This window comes from Exiguobacterium sp. KKBO11 (assembly GCF_001644945.1).
In the GTDB taxonomy this organism is placed as follows: Bacteria; Bacillota; Bacilli; order Exiguobacteriales; family Exiguobacteriaceae; genus Exiguobacterium_A; species Exiguobacterium_A abrahamii.
Window position 1 is genome coordinate 1 of record NZ_LUCU01000033.1, and the last position, 21,562, is coordinate 21,562.

The following is a 21,562-nucleotide window of genomic DNA, read 5'->3' on the forward strand; positions in this document are numbered from 1 at the left end:
GTGCGGACGGGATAAATGCTGAAAGCATCTAAGCATGAAGCCCCCTCCAAGATGAGATTTCCCTTTGAGTAATCAAGAAAGACCCCTCAGAGACGATGAGGTAGATAGGTCACGGGTGGAAGCATGGCGACATGTGGAGCTGAGTGATACTAATCGGTCGAGGCCTTGTTCTAGCAGATGCTTGTTGATGACTTCAGTTTTGAGGGCGCGAGCCCGATCGTCTGGTGACGATAGCCAAGTGGTCACACCCGTTCCCATGCCGAACACGGAAGTTAAGCACTTGAACGCCGAAAGTAGTTGGGGGCTTCCCCCTGTGAGGATAGGACGTTGCCAGGCATTTAATTTATTCCGCAATAGCTCAGTGGTAGAGCAACCGGCTGTTAACCGGTAGGTCGTAGGTTCAAATCCTACTTGCGGAGCCAATGGCCCGTTGGTCAAGCGGTTAAGACACCGCCCTTTCACGGCGGTAACACGGGTTCGAATCCCGTACGGGTCACCATTATACTTTTTGTGCCGGTGTAGCTCAGCTGGTAGAGCAACTGACTTGTAATCAGTAGGTCGCGGGTTCGACTCCTGTTGCCGGCACTGTTTTTTCTCAATTGTATAAGTTTCCTAGACAAACTGGGGGGGTAGCGAAGTGGCTAAACGCGGCGGACTGTAAATCCGCTCCCTCGGGTTCGGCGGTTCGAATCCGCCCCCCCCCACCATGTCGAGCCATTAGCTCAGTTGGTAGAGCATCTGACTTTTAATCAGAGGGTCGCAGGTTCGAATCCTGCATGGCTCATTTCTTGCGGAAGTAGTTCAGTGGTAGAATACGACCTTGCCAAGGTCGGGGTCGCGGGTTCGAATCCCGTCTTCCGCTTTTTCTTTTGGGGCCTTAGCTCAGCTGGGAGAGCGCCTGCCTTGCACGCAGGAGGTCAGCGGTTCGATCCCGCTAGGCTCCACCAATTTTATTTAAAGATCTTAAGCGAGTTTCGTTCGTCTTAAGTTTTTTTTATATGAAATGCCAAGCATAACCAGAGTACGTACGCAAGAACACCGTGATTCCCTTCACGGTGTTTTTTTGTATATTCATGCGTTTTTTTGTTGAGTTGAACCACTTGTTTGTTACCGCTTACAATATATGTAGAAGTGACTATGACATAGGGGGAATATCGTATGAACATCGCGTATATCAGCGTACCGTACCGTTATGGACAAGGAAAGCCAGGCACTGAACACGGACCTGCTGCTGTCGAAAAAGCGGGTCTACTCGCGACACTCGAAGCACGGGGACAAGAAGCAGTACGCTACGGGGAAGCGGCTGTTTTATCCGAGGATGCGGTCCGAGAAGAAGATCCGAAGCTGAAACGTCTTGAAGGCGTCGTCCATACGACGAATGACTTGCATCTAATTGTACGTGATGCGTTATCGGAGCAACGTTTTCCGTTATTAGTCGGTGGTGATCACAGCATGGCGATCGGAACGATTGCAGGATTACGCCAGACTGTACCACGTCTTGGCGTAATCTGGTTCGATGCACACGGTGATTTGAATACACCGGAAACATCACCGTCTGGAAACATCCACGGTATGCCGCTCGCTGTAGCCCTTGGGGAAGGACATCAGCGTTTAACGGAAGTCGGAGGAACAGATGTCAAGCTGCAACCGGAACATCTCGTCTTCATCGGATTACGTGACGTTGATCCAGGCGAACAAGAGCTGATTGATCGTCTTGGTATTCGTGTCTATGATATGGAAGCGATCCGAACTCGGGGAATGGACGCGATCATGGAAGAAGCGATTGCCTATTTGAAGGAAACGACGGATGCGTTCTATCTTAGCTTTGATATGGATGGTCTCGATCCATCACTCGTCGTTGGTACAGGAACACGTGTCACCGATGGCATTTTCTTAGACGACGCGAAGACGGTGCTCCAGCATTGCGCAACGGCAGAAGACTTCATTGCAGCTGAATTCGTTGAAGTGAATCCGTTGCTTGAAGAAGGAAATGGAACAGCAGAACTTGCGAATGAACTGATCGGAGATCTACTTTTGGCAATGGAAACACATCGCTTAGTAAAATAATGGATAGAACTTGAACTCTTTTCATCGGGGTTCAAGTTTTTTTTGTTACAATTTAAAAGGAGATGAAACATTTATCGGTCGACTTCGTATAAGAGATTGACCGCATAGAGCGGGGGGTATTCAAAGTGGAAGAAACGACACTACGCTTAATTGAGCGAGTGAAACAGGGAGACCGTGATGCATTCGCGGCACTTGTTGATCTATATAAGGAAGGTGCCTTTCTTGTGGCTTTCCGCGTCTTGCGCGATCGAATGGAAGCGGAGGATGCGACACAGGAAGCCTTCATCCGTGTATTTACGAAGATTGATTCGTATAATGCACAATGGAAGTTCCGGACTTGGTTGTACCGAATCGTCACGAACGTATCGATTGACCGATTACGGAAAAAGAAACCTGACTATTCTCTTGATGCTGAGATGTCAGGTACTGAAGGACTGACATTGTATTCACAACTCGAGAGCAAGGACACCTTGCCGGAGGACCAAGTGGTCGATAACGAGCAACGAAACGAAGTCGGGGACGCGATTGCAGCTTTACCAGAAAAATACCGTGTCCCACTCGTCCTGAAATATGTAGAGGATCTTTCGCTAAAGGAAATCAGTGAAATGATCGAATTACCTGTCGCTACTGTCAAAACTAGAATTCATCGTGGGCGAGAAGCGCTGAAGAAGCATTTTGCTAAACGATGAGAAGGAGGAACTCACCATGTCACGAGAGCATGTACATGAACGGATCCAGGATTATTTAGACCAAAACCAACCACCTGAGGAATTCGAGCGATTAGAAGCAGAGTTACGAGAAGTAGACGCGATGGACGAGTTCGAAGAGTATCGGCTCCTTGATGCTCGACTGCGTCAACTTCCAGCGCCTAAATTATCGGCAGATTTTACATCCCGCGTGCTGGCACAATTGCCTGAACAGGTGGAGACGCCAAGCGCTGCTTTGCTACACCAACCGCAACCGTCTCGTTTTGGAGGGAAGATGAAGCAGTACCCATTGCTCGCGGCAGCGGCTGTTTTCTTACTCTTGTCGGTCGGTAGCCTAGGTGGTTATATGGCACAAGAAGAACATGACTTATCCTATACGAATGCACCAGGCATCGTCGCTCAAAATGGCGAGGTCGTCGTCCCGAAAGGCGTCACGGTCGATCAAGATCTATATGTCGAAGGTGGGAACGTCCGAATCGAAGGGAAAGTCAATGGCGATGTCATGACCGTTGACGGGAAAGCTTACACGGCGAGTGCTGGTAGCGTGACCGGAGAAATCAAGGAAATTGATCAATTATTCGAACGCGTTTGGTACGGAATCAAGCGTCTATTTCAATAATCAGCTGGGACGAGTCGAACTCGTCCCTTTGTGCTATAATGGAAACTGTTTAAATCAGATGAGTTAGGGGGCACGGTTGGTGAATTACTTCAGCTGGCAACCACTTCAATTTCAATTGTTGAAACTGGGAGAAAACGTACATTGGTACGATTATATTAATGACGTGATTGATATTGCGGTCGTGACGTTCGTCATTTACCGTCTCATGATCATTGTCAAAGGAACAAAAGCAGTCCAGCTCATTAAAGGGATCTCGGTCATTTTGATCAGTTGGTTCTTGAGTGGCTTTTTTGGACTCAAAACATTGCAATTCTTATTGAATCAAATCATCACCTACGGGTTACTGGGGATCATCATCATCTTCCAACCTGAACTCCGACGTGGACTGGAACACTTAGGACGAACGAGTAAATTCTTCTCACGTAGTGCCATCAGTGATGAAGATGAACAAGTTCGAATCGTCGATGCACTCGTATCGTCTGCTCAGTACATGTCAAAACGGCGTATCGGAGCACTCGTGACGATTGAACGCGAGACAGGACTGAGTGAATACGTGGAGACGGGCATTCCGCTCGGTTCACAAATCACGAGTCAGTTGTTGATCAACTTGTTCATTCCGAATACACCCTTACATGATGGTGCCGTCATCGTCCAGCAAGGCAAGTTAGCAGCAGCCGCTTGTTACTTACCGCTGTCTGAGAGTGCACATATCTCAAAAGAGCTTGGAACACGTCACCGCGCTGCCATCGGTGTCAGTGAGGTGACGGATAGCGTCACGCTCGTCGTCTCGGAAGAAACGGGTGGTGTCTCACTCGCTATCAATGGACGTCTGTACCGGGAACTCGACGAAGAATCCTTACGGACGAAGTTACTTGAGACGATCGTCAAGGCCGAACCGACGAATACTTCCTTCTTGAACTGGATGGGGGCGAAAAAATAATGTTCGAAAAGTGGTTCAATGAACGCTGGTTTTTACGCATCGTTGCCGTCGCCTTAGCCGTCATGTTGTATTTGATGGTCGCAGGTTCGAATACGACGGGAAAAAGTGATGCTGCTAGTCTATTACCGATCGCAGGACAAGGTTCGACGAAATTTGACGTTCCGGTCACGGTCCAGTATGATGAATCGCAGTGGGTCGCCTATAATATTCCAGATAGTATGGAAGTGACCGTCAAAGGGCCGTCGAGTAGCTTGACGATGCTCCGGCTCGTCCAAGATTTTGGATTATCGATTGATTTGAAAGGACTCGACCCTGGCTATCATCGTGTCCGTGTCACAGCAACCGGCTTCGGAAAAGATGTCGAGGTGACACCGAAACAGGAGACGATTGAAGTTTTCCTCGATAAGAAGATTACAAAGGAAGTACCGGTACAAGTCGCCTTACTCAATAAAAACAAAATCGCTGAAGGATATGTCGCTGGGGAAGCGCAACCAAACCAACAAACTGTTGAAGTCACGGGAGGCGCGGAGAAGTTACAGGCGATTTCAGCAATCCAAGTACCGATCGATGTGACCGGTCGGGCAGAGACGTTCAAAGAGACGTTCAATGCTAAAGCGACTGACACGAACGGGAATACGATCAGTGCATCTTATCAACCGGAACAATTAGAAATCACAGTACCGATCTATAAGGAAAGTAAGACGGTACCGATTAATGTGAAGACAAAAGACAACGTCAAAAAAGGGTATACCGTCGTCAAGATCGTTCCCGTCACGACGGAAGCTCGTCTATATGGAACAAAAGAAGAATTAGAGCGCATCGGTTCTGTTGATACGGAAGCAGTCTCGCTCAAAGGATTGACGAAGACGACGGAAAAAACCGTCAAACTCGTCGAACCGGAAAACGCGACGGCGATGGATCCGACACAGGTCACCGTCAATATCGTCGTCGAAAAAGAAAATGCCAATTCGACGACAGAAACCGTCGAGGATCGAGCGGAGAAAACGATTCCGGGTGTGACGGTCACGTTGAATGGATTCGATGAATCAAAGTATACGATTGATTATAATCAAACGATTGATGTCGTCGTCCGTGGGAAAGAATCTGATTTAGCATCGATTGATGCGACGGATATCAAAGCGGTCATCGACGTGACAGGATTAAAAGAAGGAACGCATGGATTGCCGATCTCGTATCAGACATCAAAAGCCTTTGATGTCCTGCGTCCGGATAATATGGATGTCACATTAAAAGCGATTCCCCGGACATCCATTCCGACCAATTAAAACAAATTAGTGAAATGAGGAAATAACACATGGGTAAGTATTTTGGAACTGACGGCGTACGCGGCGTCGCAAACGTAGAATTGACACCGGAACTTGCGTATCGCCTCGGTCGAACAGGTGGTTACGTGTTGACGAAACACGAAAGCACACGACCAAAAGTCTTGATTGGACGCGATACACGTGTATCTGGTCAAATGCTTGAGAATGCACTCATCGCGGGTCTGTTATCAATCGGTGCAGAAGTCATGCGTCTTGGTGTCATCTCGACACCAGGTGTCGCATACTTGACAAAAACGATGGATGCGACAGCCGGAGTCATGATCTCTGCATCGCACAATCCAGTGGAAGATAACGGGATCAAGTTCTTCGGTTCAGACGGCTTTAAGCTCGATGATGCAACAGAACTTGAAATCGAAGCATTACTCGATGAAGCAGAAGATACATTGCCACGTCCAGCCGGAAAAGAACTCGGCTTCGTTCATGATTACTATGAAGGGGCTCAGAAATATCTCCACATGCTTCGTCAGACATCGGATGAAGATTTCTCAGGCATCCATGTCGCGATCGACGGCGCACACGGGGCGACGTCAAGCCTCGCACCACGTCTATTCGGTGACTTGGAAGCAGAAGTATCGACGATCGGTACAACTCCGAACGGACTCAACATCAATGATGGTGTTGGTTCGACACACCCTGAACATCTCGCTGCCTTCGTTAAGGAAAAAGGCGCAGATGTTGGTTTATCGTTTGATGGAGACGGCGACCGCTTGATCGCAGTCGATGAGAACGGTGATATCGTCGATGGCGATAAAATCATGTTCATCTGCGGGAAATACTTGAACGAACTCGGTCGTCTGAAAGACAACACGATCGTTGCGACGGTCATGAGTAACCTCGGTTTCCATAAAACCGTCGAAGAAAACGGGATGACGGCGCTTCAAACAGCGGTCGGTGACCGTTATGTCGTCGAAGAGATGCGTAAGAACGACTATACACTCGGTGGCGAACAGTCTGGTCATATCATCTTCATGGATTACTCAACGACAGGGGACGGCATGTTGTCGGGCGTCCAGTTGTTGCAAATCATGAAAGCGACAGGGAAGAAGTTATCGGAACTCGCAGCTGAGATGCCGATCTTCCCACAACGTCTCGTAAACATCCGTGTTTCAGACAAAAATGGCGCAATGAGCGGTCCTGCCGTGCAAGCGATCATTGATGAAGTCGAAGCAGAGATGGCGGGGAACGGACGGATCCTCGTTCGTGCGTCAGGAACAGAACCACTCGTTCGTGTCATGGCAGAAGCTCCGACACAAGAAGCATGTGATGCATACGTCGAGCGGATCGCGAACGTCGTTCGTGAGAACTACGCGTTACAAGAAAACTAAGCAGCCTGAAGCAGAGCGATTGCTCTGCTTCTTTTTTTACAATTATTTTAGAAAAACAGATTGAGATTTTTACAAAATATAGGGATTATACGTATTGATTAGAAAAATATCGGGAATAGTTACAAATACGTTACCTTTCTTGCTTTTTCAGATTAAAGTTCGTATGATGGTGAAGTCGGACAGAAACGGGGTCAGACGGAAACAAGAAGCGCCAGGGCTTTCTTCGTAGGATGAAAGCTGACGAGGTGGAGGTTTATCGAATCATTCGGCGGATGCCTCCCGGTACCAGATCCATACCGTAAATCGTTCTGAAATCGTTCAAGTGATTGGACGGACAAACAGACCGATCGGGATCCTCTCAACAAGAGCCGTTTCCTCTTTAGGGAAATACTTGTAAATGGAGAGATGTAACATGTGCGGAATCGTAGGTATGATCGGACAGGTCAACACGAAGGAAATTTTATTAAAAGGTCTCGAGAAGCTCGAGTACCGCGGCTATGACTCGGCAGGTCTTGCGTTCGTCAACGACGGCGTCCAAGTCCATAAAGAAGTAGGCCGGATTGCTGCGCTACGCGAAGTCGTTCCTGCTGATGCAGACGGCACAGTCGGAATCGGACACACACGCTGGGCAACACACGGTGTCCCAAGCGTACCAAACGCGCACCCGCACCAAAGTGCGTCAGCACGTTTCACACTCGTGCACAACGGCGTCATTGAAAACGATGAGCAGCTAAAAGCAGAATTGAATGTCGATCTCCTCAGCGACACGGATACAGAAGTCATCGTTCAGATGATCGAAAAGAACTTCAACGAGACAGGTGACGTCGCGGAAGCATTCCGTCAAACACTCCGCGTCTTGCACGGTTCGTATGCCCTCGCATTGATCGATGCTGAAAATCCAGACGTCTTATACGTCGCAAAAAACAAATCACCACTTCTCGTTGGTCTCGGTGACGGTACGTTCAACGTCGTCGCATCAGACGCAATGGCAATGTTACAAGTAACGGATCAATTCATCGAGTTGCATGATGGCGAGATGATCATCTTGACGCGTGATAGCGTCACGATCCAAGATCTCGATGGGAACGTCCAAGAGCGTGAAGCGTACACGGCTGAAATCGATGCATCAGACATCGAAAAAGGAACATACGCGCACTACATGCTCAAAGAGATGGATGAGCAACCAGCAGTCATCCGGAACATCGTTCAAAAATATCAAAACGAAGCAGGCGACATCACACTCGACCAATCGGTCCGTGATCTCGTACTCGGTCGTGACCGTGTCTACATCATCGGTTGTGGAACAAGCTACCATGCTGGTTTGATCGGGAAACAGTTGATCGAACAAATCGCAGGCATCCCGACAGAAGTTCACATCTCTTCTGAGTTCGGCTACAACATGCCATTATTGACAGAGAAACCGCTCTTCCTCTTCCTTTCACAATCAGGTGAAACAGCGGATAGCCGTGCCGTTCTCGTCGAAGCGAAGAAACTCGGTCACCCGGCACTGACGATCACGAACGTTCCAGGATCAACATTGTCACGTGAAGCAAACGCAACATTGCTGCTCCACGCGGGTCCAGAAATCGCTGTTGCTTCAACAAAAGCGTATACAGCTCAAATCGCTGTTCTTGCTGTCCTTGCGTTTGACCTTGCTCAAGCAAAAGGAGTTGCCGTCAACTTCGATCTCATGAAGGAACTCGGTAAAATCTCAAGTGCGATGGAATCAGTCATGTCTCAAAAAGATCGTTTCCAAGAAATCGCGACAGAATACTTGTCTGAGTCACGTAACGCGTTCTTCATCGGTCGTGGACAAGATGCTTATGTCGGGATGGAAGGTGCATTAAAACTTAAAGAGATCTCGTATATCCAAGCAGAAGGATACGCGGGTGGAGAGCTCAAGCACGGTCCGATCGCTTTGATCGAAGACAACACACCGGTCATCGCGCTCGTGACACAACCACACGTTCACCTCAACAACCGTGGGAACGTCAAGGAAGTCGTCGCACGTGGTGCCAATGCGTGTGTCATCGCAGCAGAAGGTCTTGAATTGCCGACAGACGCATTCGTCATCCCAGCAGTCGAGCCACTCTTGTCACCGCTCTTGTCTGTCTTGCCACTTCAATTGATCTCATACTACGCGGCACTCGGTCGCGACTGTGACGTCGATAAGCCACGTAACTTGGCGAAGTCGGTAACGGTTGAATAAGGAAACAAATCGACTCCAAATGACAGGCGTGTAAGCGTCTGCCGTTTGGAGTTTTTTATATTAGGAGGAGAACGAGATGAACCGCTGGATCACCGCATTTCCTAAACGATATGAACAGGACGTTCGGGTCGTTAAAGCGTGTTTACCATTTGCATGGACACGCTTATCACCAGGAACAATCAAAGTGAAAGTAGAGCAGGAACACATACAGATTCCGATGCGTTTATACGTGTCAGAAATCGACTCGGAGCGGATCGAGGAACTGACGTCGACACAACAGACGATGTTATATTGTCTCTACACCCGTCACCATGATGGTCATGTTCGTGAGCGTTATCTTCAGCAGTTACTTAAAAACCATCCACACGACGGATGGGTCCTCGCCTATATCATCGAACTTGCTAGTGAATACGTCCGTGACATCGTCGACATCATCGTACCCGCAATCGAGCAATGGGATCCGGAAGTGAAGCGGCGGTTCGTCGAGGATGATCCGGCATACATGAAGCGAATCGAAGACCGGATGATCAGTTACTGGAATGCTTATTATCGGTCAAGTGGCGAACGACGATCCGAAGCGGACTACCCAGGCTTTCGGATTATAGAATCGTTACGGGAGGATGCTTCGGTAGAGGAAGTGTGAAGAGATGAAAAGGAGGGGCGCACTTGATTACGAAATCAAAGGATCTGTACTTAGAAGGACCTGGACCTGCTGTTTTGTTGTTACATAGTTTTACGGGAAGTGCGAATGAGATGCGGGGACTCGCTCGTTTTTTACATACAGCCGGCTATACCTGTTACGCGCCCAATTACGCCGGGCACGGGGAATCGCCGGAGCGCTTGTTTGCGACGACAATCGAAGACGTCTGGCAGTCCGCGCAAGCCGGACTTGCGTTTTTACAAGATCGAGGACACAACGACATCTTTTTGATCGGACAATCACTCGGTGGAGTGATGGCACTTCGATTAGCAGAACAGTCAGGATGTGCCGGACTCGTCTTACTCTCAACGCCGATTCTTGAGCGGACGATTGCGGGACTCGAGCACCGCGTCCGTCGGTATACAGAACGGTATTTTCAGTTTGACGATCGTTCACCGGAGTGGATCGTAGACTTTGTCGACCGTCATTTTCCACGTCCGGAAAAAGACTTACGAGCACTGCAACAGTTCATCCTCGACACGGGAGTCGTCTTGCCGAAGATCACGCAACCCATCGCTCTATTCCTTGGCGCCTTAGATGATGCCGTCTATCATGCAAGTCTCGAGCGAATCGAAACGACAGTGCCGAGCCGAGATCAGAAAAAGGTCCTTCTTCCGAACAGTAAACATCTACTGACACTCGATCGGGATAAACAACGTTTGTTCGAAGAAATCCTTATCTTCTTGAAGACGCATCCGGTAGATTCCTTGAAACCATCATCTGCTGTGCAGTAGGCTAGATAAGTAAGCTAGACGTGAAAGGGGAAGGGATCATGCGAATTTTAGTAGTAGGAGCAAGCGGAACGATTGGGCAGGCAGTCGTCGAACGGTTGAGTGGGCGACATGACATCATTCGTGCCGGGCGAAGTGGAGCGGATGTACAAGTCGATATTACGTCAGAGGCAAGTATTCGAGCGATGTATGAAACAGTCGGTTCTGTTGATGCCGTCATCAGTGCCACAGGTGGCGCTCATTTTGGTCCATTGACGGACTTAACACCGGAGCTTAATCAAATCGGAATCGACAGTAAACTAAAAGGTCAGGTCAATCTCGTCCTACTTGGTTTAGGGTCAGTACGAGACGGGGGAAGCTTTACGCTGACGACTGGCATCATGATGGATGATCCGATTCGCCAAGGCGCATCTGCTGCGCTTGCGAACGGTGGAGTCAAAGCGTTCGTTCATGCAGCAGCGATCGAGATGCCACGAGGCATTCGAATCAATAGCGTCAGTCCGAACGTACTGATCGAGTCGCTCGAGAAGTACGGACCCTTCTTCCGTGGTTTTGAAGCCGTTCCGGCGTCACGTGTCGCGACGGCGTTCGAAAAGAGTGTCGAAGGGGCGCAGACGGGGCAAAATTACGAAGTCTATTAACTAAAAAAGCAGATAGCGAAAATCGCTATCTGCTTTTTTAGAATCCGGATATGACATAACGTTCGATTCCGAATAGTAATAGAGTGATTCCGAGACAAATGAGTAAGTTGCGTACGAACCAACGACCAGTCATCGTCCGGTTCATGATCAGTTTCTCCAGTGTCAGATTGACGAGAAGCACACATAAGAAGATGACGCCAAACCAAATCATCCAGACACATCCTTTCCTTCTTCTTAACGAATCCAACAGCTAAAAAGTTTCACGTCCGTCAGGAGCAGGAAATCATTCAGAAGAACGGGAAGGAAACAAGTAGTCGATTTTACAAGGAGGAACATGACGATGAAACAAGCGGTCCTAGTGATTGATTTTCAACAGGAACTCGTCGACGGGAACACGGAAGAACGTCCGGTATACTTAAAAGAACAAGTCGCGCATGTCATCGAAGCAGTCGTACTTGAAGCAGACGAACGGAACATCCCGATCGTCTTCATTCGGGATCTGGACGTCGCTGGCGGAACAGGACCTGGGTTTGCAGTTCATGACTCGATTCCCGTTCCAGCGTCCAGTGTCACGTTCGATAAAGCGGCGACGAATTCGTTTCATGGCACCCCCTTGCTTGATTATCTAGGCCAAGCATCGATTGAACATCTGATCGTCTTAGGCTGTAAGACGGAACACTGCATCGATACTGCGGTGCGCAGTGCAACGGTGCATGGTTTTGATGTCACACTCGTCGCCGACGGGCATACGACGAACGGGTCCGATGTCCTGACGCCGGAGCAAATGATCGCCCACCACAATCAAGTCTTGCACGGTCATTATAACGTCGAACATTTTGCGATTGTTCGTCCGTCGACGGAAGATGTCTTCACCCCAACCCACAATGACTACCGGACATGAAGAGGAGAATAAGATGATTGAATTACGAAAAATAACAGCGTCCGATTACGATCGCTACGCGACGCTCGTCCAAGATGAACGTGTCATGCGTTACATCACGGAGCAGGCATTAACAGATACGGAAACGAAACAGCGCTTTGACCGAATCCTTGAGCAACAACAGCACGACCGACTAGGATCGTATCTGATTTATGCCGAAGAGACATGGATTGGAATCGGGCACATGACCCGGAATCAAACGCAACCGTTCGAAGCAGAGCTCGGTTACATGCTACTACCCGATCAGTGGGGACGCGGATACGGCACAGCCATTGCAGAGCGTCTCTTACAGTTAGCGACAGAAGAAGAGTTACAGGTCGTCACGGCGACGATTGATCCAGCACATGAAGCGTCGCGCCGTATTTTGATCGGATTAGGTTTTGAATCGACCTATGTTGGACCGATTGACGGTCTACCAGGTGAAACGCTACAGAAAATATTGGGGACGACAGAATGACGCGAGACGAATGGATTGAACATTTTCAACTCGATGTCGCAGCATGCGCGACTGTCGACGAATCGTATAGTTCTGAAGTCGATCGTCTCGTCCTAACGGATGGTCAGGTCGTTTTCTTGAAGCGCCCGTATACGGCTGAAAAGTGGTACCGGGAACGTGGCTGGATTCATGCACTAGAAGGATCTGTACCCGTGCCGCACATCTTAGCTGAAGCAGCTCCCGGGCAGACGACAGGGGCGTTCGTACTTGCTGCCTTACCGGGACAGGCACCAGTCACGATGACTAAAAAATTGGCGTACGAAATTGGTCGAACGCTCGCAATGCTGCATACGTGTACAGGAGAAGCTTACGGCGAGTATACGGAAGATGGATTTTATGCCTATCCGGTTCAGGACTGGCGACGCTTCCGGAATGAAAAACTCGATGGATTCATGCCGTTCATCACGTCCGAACTCGACCCCGTTTTTTTAGAGAACATCCAAACAGAGTTAGTCAGACGAGAACAGTCGTTACCGGAGCCTTCAAGTCCCGTTGCCACACATTGTGACTTCCGCCTAGCGAATTTATTGACGGTAGGTGATCAAGTCACAGGGGTGATCGATTTCGAGACAACCCGCTACGGGGCCGTCGAGATGGACTTCACGAAGATCGTCCGTAATCTCAATACGTTCGGTTCCGTTTACGTCACGACATTTCAAGAAGGATACGCGACGTTACACTCAGACGTGCCGATCGAGACGTATTTGGCATACTATCGTTTGTGGGAAGCACTCACGGCCGTTGGCTGGTGCATCAAACGTGGACTAGAAGAGCACCGGGCGTTCTTTGAGGAGAACATCGCGCTCATCGAGCAGGAATTACAAACGACGAGCATATCGGACGGGTATTGATTCACCCATGTCTTGGAAGAAACCTCTATACTTAGGGAAATGAGGAATATGAGGGGGAAGCGAGATGACAGGGAAACGAATCGGAATCATCGGTGGTGGACTCGCCGGAATCTTTGCGGCACGCCAATTGCAGGCAGCAGGACATGCTGTTGAAATCATCGAAAAAAGCCAGAGCGTCGGGGGGCGAATGGCAACTCGTCGGATTGATCAAGGAACAGCGGATCATGGTGCCGTCTTCTTCACGGTTCGGACGGAAGAGTTGGAACGCGAAGTCGACGAATGGCTTGAGAAGGGATGGGTTCGTAAGTGGTTCGGAACGGATTTTCCACGCTATGTCGCAACGAATGGCATGAATCAACTCGTACAAGCGATTGGTCGAGGAATTCCCGTCCAATTGAATAAGCAGGTCACGCATATTACGGCAACAGAGGATGAACTCGTCACACAAGCGACGGATCATCAAGGTACGTATGATGCGTTACTCGTGACGGCGCCTGTGCCGCAAGCATATGAACTGTTGCAGTCTTCTGATCTGGCGCTCGGAGATGACGATCATGAGCAGTTACGCCAAGTGACGTTCGAGCCGACATTCGTAGGTCTGTTTGAAATCAAAGAGCGACTCACGATCGGGGAAGTCGGTCTACAAGACGAACAACTCGTCGATGGGATGTTAAAACTCGTCAATAATGCCGAGAAGCAGATTTCGAAGACGACACTCTTGAGCGTCTATATGACAGCCCGCTTCAGTGAAGAGTGGTACGAGCGTGCGGAAGAAGAGACACTCGCTGAAGTCGAGCGGCTATTACAACAGCAACTCGGACCGGTGACGATTGTTTCGCGTCAGCTTAAACGTTGGCGTTACGCTCAGGCACGTGCGGTTTACCGGACACCGCATTTGAAACTAGCGGCACATCCGCTTTGGCTTGCCGGGGATGCGTTCCTTGAAGCCGATGATGCGTCAGGGCGGACGCGCGTCGAGAGTGCTGTCATCTCCGGATTACGCGTCGCAGAGGCGATTGATACCCACTTACGTCAGACGGTGACAGCGACGGAATGAACGACAACATGCACTTCTTTTCTGAATCGAGAAGAAGCGCATGTTTTTTTGTTACTCACGATCATCCCCCCTGGAAGTGTTGCTCACTCCAAGCTGCCATTTGGTCAAGAATCGGTAAAAAACTATGTCCGGCATCCGTCAGGGAATATTCAACGCGAGGAGGAACTTCGCCAAAGATGTGTCGTTGAATCAAACCGTCCGCCTCGAGCTCGCGAAGCTGACGCGTTAATGTTCCTTTAGAGATGCCTGTTAATTGTTGCAGTTCATGAAAACGATGCGTCCCGTGTGTCAGGTGCCAGAGCAAGATGATCTTCCATTTGCCAGCGACCATCTGTTGGACCCGAGTGACTGGACAAGCCGTCCGTTGATTAGTTGTTGAATCGAATACAGCCACGTTCATCCTCTCCCATTGGTTCGTTTTGAGGGACCTAGTTTCAGATAAGTGCCTACTTTTTTTAGTGTATCACCTGGCGTATCATGAAGAACAACATCAAACTTCAAAGGAGTGGTTTCATCATGAAATGGTTAATTACAGGAGCAACCGGAAAATTAGGTGCGCGCATCGTGCAACATCTCAGTGAACAAGTCGGTAACGAACAGGTAGCGGTTAGTGTCCGTGACGTTGAAAAAGCAGCGTCGCTTGCAGCGCAAGGAATCGACGTCCGGCATGGTGATTTCGATCAGCCGGAAACACTCGGACACGCGTTTCAAGGTATCGATCGTCTGCTGATCATCTCGACGGACGGTGAAGAAGCAACACGGATTCGGCAACATCAAGCCGCTGTCACGGCAGCACAAGCGGCAGGCGTCAAGCTGATCGGCTATACGAGTATCGCCAATGCGGCACACAGTACGAACGGACTTGCGCGAACACATCGGGTCACAGAAGAAGCGATTCAAGCGACAGGTATCCCGTATGTCTTTTTCCGCAACAACTGGTATCTCGAAAATGAACTCGGAACGATGGATGCCGTTTCACAAGGCGCAGACTGGTTAACGGCAGCAGGTGAAGGCAAAGTCGGATGGGCGTTACAAGATGAGTATGCGCAGGCGATTGCGACGGGGCTGACGCTTGAACATCCAAAACCAATCTATGAACTCTCTGGACCATTGCATACACAAGCAGAACTCGCGACTGCAGTCGGAACAGTGCTTAAACGATCGGTCGCTGTAGATGAAGTAGATGGCGCGACCTATGGCGAGCGGATGCAAGCAGCTGGCTTACCTGACTTCTTGATTCCAATGTTGACGGGTATCCAGGCAGATATCGCAGCCGGAACTCTGGCAGTGGAAAGTACTGATTTTAAAGAATTACTCGGTCGTCCTGTGACGACGCTAGAAGAGGGAGTCCGTCTCCTTTTGAAAAGATAAGTTCATCTGAACGTTTTTAGGATGAACGAGTAGGGTAAACCCCCTTTAGAAGCAATTAAAGGAGGAGCCCTACCATGAAACTGTCATCCTATCGTGTTAAGGAAGGCGAGCAAGTCTCGTTTTCGAATTACCCGACATCAGAAAAACATGAGATTTCGGAAGCGGAATTGCGAGAGAAGCGGATTCCCAAAAGTGTCGAGACGTTACAAGAGTTACACTGGCGTTTGCATGCTGAAGAAAAGAACGGCGTCCTCGTCATCCTGCAAGCGATTGATGCAGCGGGGAAGGATGAGGCGATCAGCTACATCTTTTCCAACTTGAACGCACAAGGACTTCGGACGATTTCCGTTAAAAAACCGTCGGATACGGAGCAAAAACATGATTATCTATGGCGGATCCACGAAGGACTACCGGAAAAAGGGGAAGTCGGCATCTTGAACCGTTCCTATTATGAGGAAGTCATTGCGCCACGAATCCATGATCTGCTCGAGGAGGAAGAAAAGCCGGATGACGGAGATGTGTGGCAGATGCGCTATCGCCAAATCAATGACTTTGAACGCTATCTCGTCGAGAACGGCTTCCGGGTCGTCAAGTTTTTATTCCATGTCTCAAAAGAGGAGCAACGGCAACGATTGTTGACTCGTCTGAAGGATCCAAAGAAAAACTTCGAATTCTCGTTCAGTGATATTGAAGAACGCAAGCACTGGGACGAATACCATGAGATTTTTGCTGAGCTTGTCTCGGCGACATCGACATCGTATGCACCGTGGTACATCTTGCCGGCAGATGACGAATGGTATTCCCGCTATATCGTCACTGAAGTCATGAATGATGTTTTGAAGGAAATTGATCCGCAATATCCGAAGTTATCGGAAGAGGATCAGGAACAACTAGATGAAGCGATTAAACGATTGGAAAACGAATGAACAAAAATGCCACCGATGAACGTCATCGGTGGCATTTTTGAGTTAGAGTCCAGGTAAAATCCCTGTGAATAGACTTAAGAGGAAGACTGTAGCGAGCGCTGTTAAACCAGCGATAAAGCCACCGCCCGTCCAAGCAAGAAGTGTTTGGGGAATCGTCAATTTACCAAACCGGTTGACGACCCAAAAACCTGAATCATTGGGTAAAGAAAGTCCAATTCCACCAGCACAAATCGCTAGACCGAGAAGAATCGGAGAGACACCTAATTCTCCGACCATCGGACCGAGAATACTCGATGTCGTTACGAGGGCGACCGTCGCTGATCCAAGTGACGCCCGGAGGATCTGCGAAAAGATGAATGCCAGTAAGAGAACCGGGATGCTCCAGTTTTGCATCGTCGTAATGAGATGATCCCCGATGCCACTATTATTGATGACGGCTCCAAAGGCACCGCCGGCTCCGGTAATCAAGATGATGATTCCGGCTGAACTGATTGCTTCCGAGTATAAGCGTGCATTTGGGATTGCGATGTATGGGCGTAATAAGATGACAGCAGCAAAGACACTAATCAATAAGGCAACGTTTTTCTCACCGATGAATCCAAAGAACGTCGCAATCGAAGTTCCGGGAAATAGCAGTTGAGAGACCGTATTCAATAAGATCAAGACGATGGGTAAAGCTAACATGAAGAAGCTAAGCCCTGTGCCGATTTCTTTCTTTGGTAAATCCGCTGGGTCGATCGATAGTTCTTCGATGTCGCCAGAATGCTTAATTCGTTTTCCGATGAACATACCGTACAGGTAACCACCAACGAGAGTAGCTGGAATGGCGACGATGATCCCATACAGAATAAAGAAGCCGAGCTCTGATCCTGTATTTTCTGCGACGACGAGTGGTCCAGGTGTCGGGGCGATCATGTTATGCGAGACGATTAGACCGACCCCGAGTGCCGTAACGAAACTGACGACGGAGATACCTGTTTTAGAAGAGAGCGAACGAATCAATCCACTTAAGATGACGAAAGCTGCATCAAAAAAGACAGGAATGGAAACCGCTGTTCCAGTCAGGGCAAGTCCGGCAGAGGACTTTTTAGGTCCGAACACATTCAAGACAGCTTGGGCAATCTTTTCGACAGCACCCGATGCACCAAGAAATTGACCAAAGATGACACCAAGACCAATCAGGATACCGACACCCGCGAGTGTGTTCCCGAAACCAGTCGTGACGACGGATGCGACTTCTTTGACAGGCATCCCGATGGCTAAAGCCGTCAAGATGGAAATCGCTACAAGTGCCAGAAACGGTTCGATTTTAAGCTTTAGGATGGAAAAGAACAGTAGAGCTAGAGACAGAATAAAAATGACGACCAATAAATTACCCGTAACCATCAAGATCTCTCCTTCATATCATGAATTCCACTGAGGTGATGACTCACTCTTTGTATCCGCTTACATAAATATCAAGTGTGAAGTAACTCTGCGACTTCTTTTAGCGTCGTCTTTGAACCGACATTCCCTGGGAAGATGACGTATGTCAGTCCGGGGAACTTACTTTCGGCTCCTGTTTTCCAAACCGGAATGCCCGGTTTGACTTGACCGGCAACAGTTGCTCGTTTGACTTTCAGACCAGTCGTCCCGATATCACTTGACGTGATTCCACCTTTAGCAATGATGTAGCTTGGACGTACATGCAGACGGCTGACGATGCTCGTCACAGCATCAGAAATTTTAACGGATAGCTTTAATTCATTCTCTTGTTGATTCTCTCCTAGGTCGAGACGTTCTCGTCTCGTATAGACGGCAACTGTCTGTCCAGATGCAATCAATCGTTCCGTCGTCGTGATGATTCGATTAATTTCTTGTTCGAATTGATCAGGAGACAGGACAAGATGGACATCAAACTCAATGAAATGAATGAAGTCACACGTTTTTAATTCGGCTAGTTGCTCTGTCGTTTTTTGGACATGTGATCCAACCATGATCAAACCGCCAGACGTCGTATCGGACACGAGTTCTTCTCTTGTCAGGAGGGGACGCTGATTGATTCCACCGATGACTTTCGTAAAAGCTGCGGCCGTCCGGAATAAAAATCGTTTTCCTGCATTCATTGCGCGAATCAGAGCAATCGTCGCGACTTTGACATCAAGATAATCTGTCGCATTGATGATGATTTTATTGAAATCTTGAGCGTTCATCAGTTGTGCCACGAGTGCGTCAAGACGTACCTGCCGTAAATCATCCAGTGATAAGGAGATGACGTTGTCAGCTGGGAAAGCCCCACCCGATTTTTCTTCTGCCCATTCCCCAAGGTGCGAAGCGGAATAACCGAACGTCCGGTCCTTTGCGAACTCCGTTTGCCCTGCTGGTACGAGTGTGTCGTCTTCAAGCACATAATGGACATCGTTGATCGTAAAACGACCACCTTCTTGGAAGAATGGTATCAGGATTTCACCGTCGAAGTGACCACTGGATTGTTGTTCGAGGGTGTGGCGTAAGACGTCCGTTTCGAGCGGATAATGTCCACGAAGTGTCGAATCACCACGACTAATTAAAATAAACGGCTGATTTCGTTGATCGGAAACGGCTTGGACGGTAGCCGCGATGTCTTCATGGACTTGTCGTGTTTCTTCACGCGTAAATCCACGAGAATTCGTCAAAATAAAAAACATCGACTGATCTTCGCTAAATCCGGCCTCGATACTTTCGCTCGTCCAGTCAGTATAGACAGACACGCCATGGACAGTCTGCACACCTGTTGGATCATCGTCGAGGACGATGATTTTATGAGGAAACTGATGTAAGGCTTCAACTAACAATTCATCTATTACTGTTGCATCCGGTAGGGATGGTAATTGGTTGAGTGTCGTTTTACTTGGTAATGTCGGGAATGTCGAAATCATCCTTTACACCTTCCTTACTTCAACATGTGCTAATTTTTCGTAGTACTGAATGATGCCGCCGTGATCATCCGCAGCTTTTCCATCAATTTTCAACGCATGGAAAATCTCAACGAGTTGGCTAGAGAGGGGTAAAGGAACACCGATCTCATGCGCGGTTTCCATGACGTTCGTCATATCTTTTAAGTTGATATCGATGCGTCCACCGGCAACGAAGTTTCGCTCTAGAATCAACGGTACTTTCGCATCGAGCACGGCACTTCCAGCAAGTCCCCCGCGAATGGCTTGGTACATCTTCTCCACATCGATGCCTGCTTTCGCAGCGAGCGTCAATGCCTCGGACATGGCAGCGATATTTAAATTGACGATGATTTGATTGGCAAGCTTAGCCGTCACACCGCTCCCGTTTTTGCCGACGAGCGTGACGCTGGCACCGATGACTTCTAGGAGTGGTCGGACGGTTTCAAAGACGTCGTCTTTCCCGCCGACCATGATGGAAAGCGTCCCGTCGATTGCTTTCGGTTCTCCACCACTGACGGGTGCGTCGAGCATCTCGACTCCGCGTAGTGCTGCTTGTTGTGCAATCTCGACCGAGGCGACGGGGGAAATCGAACTCATATCAATCAAGATCGTTCCAGCTGTAGCCGTTTGTAAGAGACCGTTTTCTCCAAGGACGACTTGCTCGACATGATGCGACGCCGGTAGCATCGTGATGATGACATCACACGTCGCTCCCATATCAGCAGGTGTTCCGAATACCGCACCCGCTTGAACGAGTGTCTCGACACTTTCCGTATTTAAATCATTCACCGTGACGTCATAACCGGCTTTTAGTATATTCAAGGCCATCGGTTTTCCCATGATGCCTAAACCAATAAATCCAACGCGTGTGTTCATCTAATCAAACTCCTCTTCATAAAAAGATAGCGCTTTCATAAAGTCTTTAACCGAATTGTACACACTAAGTTCGTTTTTGTATACAATTTATTTAAAAATGTATACAAAAATATGTCTCTTTCCAATTCCCAATATTAAACTTATACTTTGAACTAGAAGAAATTCGAATGTAGGAGACGATGTCTGTGGGGAAGAAAACGACGCAATTAGCATATGTTCAGGCATATGAATACATCCGGGATCGCATCTTAAACGGAGAACTGGAACGTGGAACGAAGTTAGTCGAAGAGCGTCTAGCTGAGGAAATGGGAATTAGCCGTACTCCCGTCAGAGATTCGATTCGAAAACTGGAGCAAGAAGGATTGATTAAGCAAAAACGTGTCGTCAATCCGAGCGACATGGATTTGCGACACATCTTTCAAGTCCGGATGTTGCTTGAAGGTTTCGCAGCCAGTCATTGTGCGACATATATGCGAGAAGCCGATTTAGAAAAGTTGAAGCAGTGTGTCGAAATCGGTAGAACGGGCGAACTCGAAGAAGTGATGGCGGCGAACAAGGAATTTCACGATGTGATCGTCGGGGCAACGAACAACCCGGTGATGATTGATATCATTGATCGGATGCAATCCATCATCTATCTATTCCGTAAGACCGTTGTCCACCATAAACGACCACTCTTGATTGAAGAACATGATGAGATCTATCAAGCGATTTTAAATCATCAACCGGAAGAAGCGGAGCGATTGATGAAAGCGCATCTTCAACTGGATTTAGAATTTTGTTTGAACTGGATGAAAGGATGAACGAGGTTGATATCGTTCATCCTTTTTTACATCTTGACGCGT

Annotated in this window: 22 protein-coding genes, 7 tRNA genes and 2 rRNA genes; 26 read left to right on the forward strand and 5 right to left on the reverse strand. The window is 48.6% G+C overall.

Annotated features, from left to right (window positions below):
* From AYO36_RS11040 to AYO36_RS11130, 19 genes are all read left to right on the forward strand, one after another.
* Positions 1–173, forward strand: a 23S ribosomal RNA gene (locus AYO36_RS11040); the annotation flags it as partial.
* Between the two features lie 47 nt (positions 174–220).
* A 5S ribosomal RNA gene (rrf, locus tag AYO36_RS11045) occupies positions 221–336 on the forward strand.
* 11 nt (positions 337–347) lie between these two features.
* Positions 348–422: transfer RNA gene (locus AYO36_RS11050), tRNA-Asn, on the forward strand.
* Positions 423–424: 2 nt separating this feature from the next.
* Positions 425–499: transfer RNA gene (locus tag AYO36_RS11055), tRNA-Glu, on the forward strand.
* A 13-nt stretch (positions 500–512) separates the two neighbouring features.
* A tRNA-Thr gene (locus AYO36_RS11060) sits at positions 513–585 on the forward strand.
* A 38-nt stretch (positions 586–623) separates the two neighbouring features.
* Positions 624–707, forward strand: a tRNA-Tyr gene (locus AYO36_RS11065).
* A 4-nt stretch (positions 708–711) separates the two neighbouring features.
* Positions 712–784, forward strand: a tRNA-Lys gene (locus tag AYO36_RS11070).
* Between the two features lie 6 nt (positions 785–790).
* Positions 791–862 (forward strand) — tRNA-Gly (locus tag AYO36_RS11075).
* 9 nt (positions 863–871) lie between these two features.
* Positions 872–947: transfer RNA gene (locus tag AYO36_RS11080), tRNA-Ala, on the forward strand.
* Positions 948–1,158: 211 nt separating this feature from the next.
* On the forward strand, positions 1,159–2,067 hold the full coding sequence (gene rocF, locus AYO36_RS11085; protein ID WP_064300433.1) for an arginase: 909 nt from the start codon (positions 1,159–1,161) through the stop codon (positions 2,065–2,067).
* Positions 2,068–2,192: 125 nt separating this feature from the next.
* Positions 2,193–2,756, forward strand: coding sequence for an RNA polymerase sigma factor SigW (sigW, locus tag AYO36_RS11090; protein ID WP_023466660.1), 564 nt, complete (start codon positions 2,193–2,195; stop codon positions 2,754–2,756).
* A 16-nt stretch (positions 2,757–2,772) separates the two neighbouring features.
* A complete protein-coding gene (locus AYO36_RS11095; RefSeq protein WP_023466661.1) occupies positions 2,773–3,393 on the forward strand; it encodes an anti-sigma factor in 621 nt (206 codons plus the stop codon).
* A 79-nt stretch (positions 3,394–3,472) separates the two neighbouring features.
* Entirely contained in the window at positions 3,473–4,333 is an 861-nt protein-coding gene (cdaA, locus tag AYO36_RS11100; RefSeq protein ID WP_050676886.1) for a diadenylate cyclase CdaA, read from the forward strand.
* Positions 4,333–5,619, forward strand: a complete 1,287-nt coding sequence (locus tag AYO36_RS11105; protein WP_064300434.1) for a CdaR family protein — start codon at positions 4,333–4,335, stop codon at positions 5,617–5,619. Before cdaA ends, AYO36_RS11105 begins: the two co-directional genes overlap by 1 nt.
* Positions 5,620–5,648: 29 nt before the next feature.
* Positions 5,649–7,004, forward strand: a complete 1,356-nt coding sequence (glmM, locus tag AYO36_RS11110; RefSeq protein WP_064300435.1) for a phosphoglucosamine mutase — start codon at positions 5,649–5,651, stop codon at positions 7,002–7,004.
* A 412-nt stretch (positions 7,005–7,416) separates the two neighbouring features.
* The gene (gene glmS, locus AYO36_RS11115) at positions 7,417–9,213 is read left to right on the forward strand and encodes a glutamine--fructose-6-phosphate transaminase (isomerizing) (protein ID WP_064300436.1); all 1,797 of its coding nucleotides are present in this window, start codon (positions 7,417–7,419) and stop codon (positions 9,211–9,213) included.
* 76 nt (positions 9,214–9,289) lie between these two features.
* Complete coding sequence (locus AYO36_RS11120; protein ID WP_064300437.1) at positions 9,290–9,856, forward strand: hypothetical protein; 567 nt, start codon at positions 9,290–9,292, stop codon at positions 9,854–9,856.
* 23 nt (positions 9,857–9,879) lie between these two features.
* Positions 9,880–10,647 (forward strand): alpha/beta hydrolase, encoded by a 768-nt coding sequence (locus AYO36_RS11125; protein WP_064300438.1) that lies wholly within the window; start codon positions 9,880–9,882, stop codon positions 10,645–10,647.
* A 38-nt stretch (positions 10,648–10,685) separates the two neighbouring features.
* Positions 10,686–11,285 carry a short chain dehydrogenase gene (locus tag AYO36_RS11130; RefSeq protein WP_064300439.1) on the forward strand — a complete coding sequence of 200 codons (600 nt, stop codon included), beginning with the start codon at positions 10,686–10,688 and terminating at the stop codon, positions 11,283–11,285.
* A 37-nt stretch (positions 11,286–11,322) separates the two neighbouring features.
* On the opposite strand, the gene AYO36_RS16790 is transcribed toward AYO36_RS11130, so the two are convergent.
* Positions 11,323–11,496 (reverse strand): hypothetical protein, encoded by a 174-nt coding sequence (locus AYO36_RS16790; protein WP_156357224.1) that lies wholly within the window; start codon positions 11,494–11,496, stop codon positions 11,323–11,325.
* Between the two features lie 129 nt (positions 11,497–11,625).
* Here AYO36_RS16790 and AYO36_RS11135 point away from each other — a divergent pair, with 129 nt between their 5' ends.
* From AYO36_RS11135 to AYO36_RS11150, 4 genes are all read left to right on the forward strand, one after another.
* Complete coding sequence (locus AYO36_RS11135) at positions 11,626–12,186, forward strand: isochorismatase family protein (protein ID WP_064300440.1); 561 nt, start codon at positions 11,626–11,628, stop codon at positions 12,184–12,186.
* A gap of 13 nt (positions 12,187–12,199) precedes the next feature.
* Entirely contained in the window at positions 12,200–12,682 is a 483-nt protein-coding gene (locus tag AYO36_RS11140) for a GNAT family N-acetyltransferase (RefSeq protein ID WP_064300441.1), read from the forward strand.
* Positions 12,679–13,572 carry a phosphotransferase family protein gene (locus AYO36_RS11145; RefSeq protein ID WP_064300442.1) on the forward strand — a complete coding sequence of 298 codons (894 nt, stop codon included), beginning with the start codon at positions 12,679–12,681 and terminating at the stop codon, positions 13,570–13,572. Before AYO36_RS11140 ends, AYO36_RS11145 begins: the two co-directional genes overlap by 4 nt.
* A 64-nt stretch (positions 13,573–13,636) precedes the next feature.
* The gene (locus tag AYO36_RS11150) at positions 13,637–14,629 is read left to right on the forward strand and encodes an NAD(P)/FAD-dependent oxidoreductase (RefSeq protein ID WP_064300443.1); all 993 of its coding nucleotides are present in this window, start codon (positions 13,637–13,639) and stop codon (positions 14,627–14,629) included.
* Positions 14,630–14,690: 61 nt separating this feature from the next.
* Here the strand turns inward: AYO36_RS11150 and AYO36_RS11155 are convergent, their stop codons facing one another.
* Entirely contained in the window at positions 14,691–15,023 is a 333-nt protein-coding gene (locus AYO36_RS11155) for a winged helix-turn-helix transcriptional regulator (RefSeq protein ID WP_231884705.1), read from the reverse strand.
* A gap of 122 nt (positions 15,024–15,145) precedes the next feature.
* On the opposite strand from AYO36_RS11155, the gene AYO36_RS11160 reads away from it, so the two are divergent.
* Positions 15,146–16,000, forward strand: a complete 855-nt coding sequence (locus AYO36_RS11160; RefSeq protein WP_064300445.1) for an SDR family oxidoreductase — start codon at positions 15,146–15,148, stop codon at positions 15,998–16,000.
* A 74-nt stretch (positions 16,001–16,074) separates the two neighbouring features.
* Entirely contained in the window at positions 16,075–16,926 is an 852-nt protein-coding gene (locus AYO36_RS11165; RefSeq protein ID WP_064300446.1) for a PPK2 family polyphosphate kinase, read from the forward strand.
* 42 nt (positions 16,927–16,968) lie between these two features.
* Here AYO36_RS11165 and AYO36_RS11170 read toward each other — a convergent pair whose 3' ends face one another.
* The 3 genes from AYO36_RS11170 to garR all read right to left on the reverse strand — a co-directional run bounded on the left by AYO36_RS11170 (position 16,969) and on the right by garR (position 20,717).
* Positions 16,969–18,312, reverse strand: a complete 1,344-nt coding sequence (locus tag AYO36_RS11170; protein ID WP_064300447.1) for a GntP family permease — start codon at positions 18,310–18,312, stop codon at positions 16,969–16,971.
* Between the two features lie 71 nt (positions 18,313–18,383).
* The gene (locus AYO36_RS11175) at positions 18,384–19,823 is read right to left on the reverse strand and encodes a four-carbon acid sugar kinase family protein (RefSeq protein ID WP_064300448.1); all 1,440 of its coding nucleotides are present in this window, start codon (positions 19,821–19,823) and stop codon (positions 18,384–18,386) included.
* 3 nt (positions 19,824–19,826) lie between these two features.
* Entirely contained in the window at positions 19,827–20,717 is an 891-nt protein-coding gene (gene garR, locus AYO36_RS11180) for a 2-hydroxy-3-oxopropionate reductase (RefSeq protein ID WP_064300449.1), read from the reverse strand.
* 185 nt (positions 20,718–20,902) lie between these two features.
* On the opposite strand from garR, the gene AYO36_RS11185 reads away from it, so the two are divergent.
* Positions 20,903–21,520, forward strand: a complete 618-nt coding sequence (locus tag AYO36_RS11185; RefSeq protein ID WP_064300450.1) for a GntR family transcriptional regulator — start codon at positions 20,903–20,905, stop codon at positions 21,518–21,520.
* Positions 21,521–21,562: the final 42 nt, after the last annotated feature.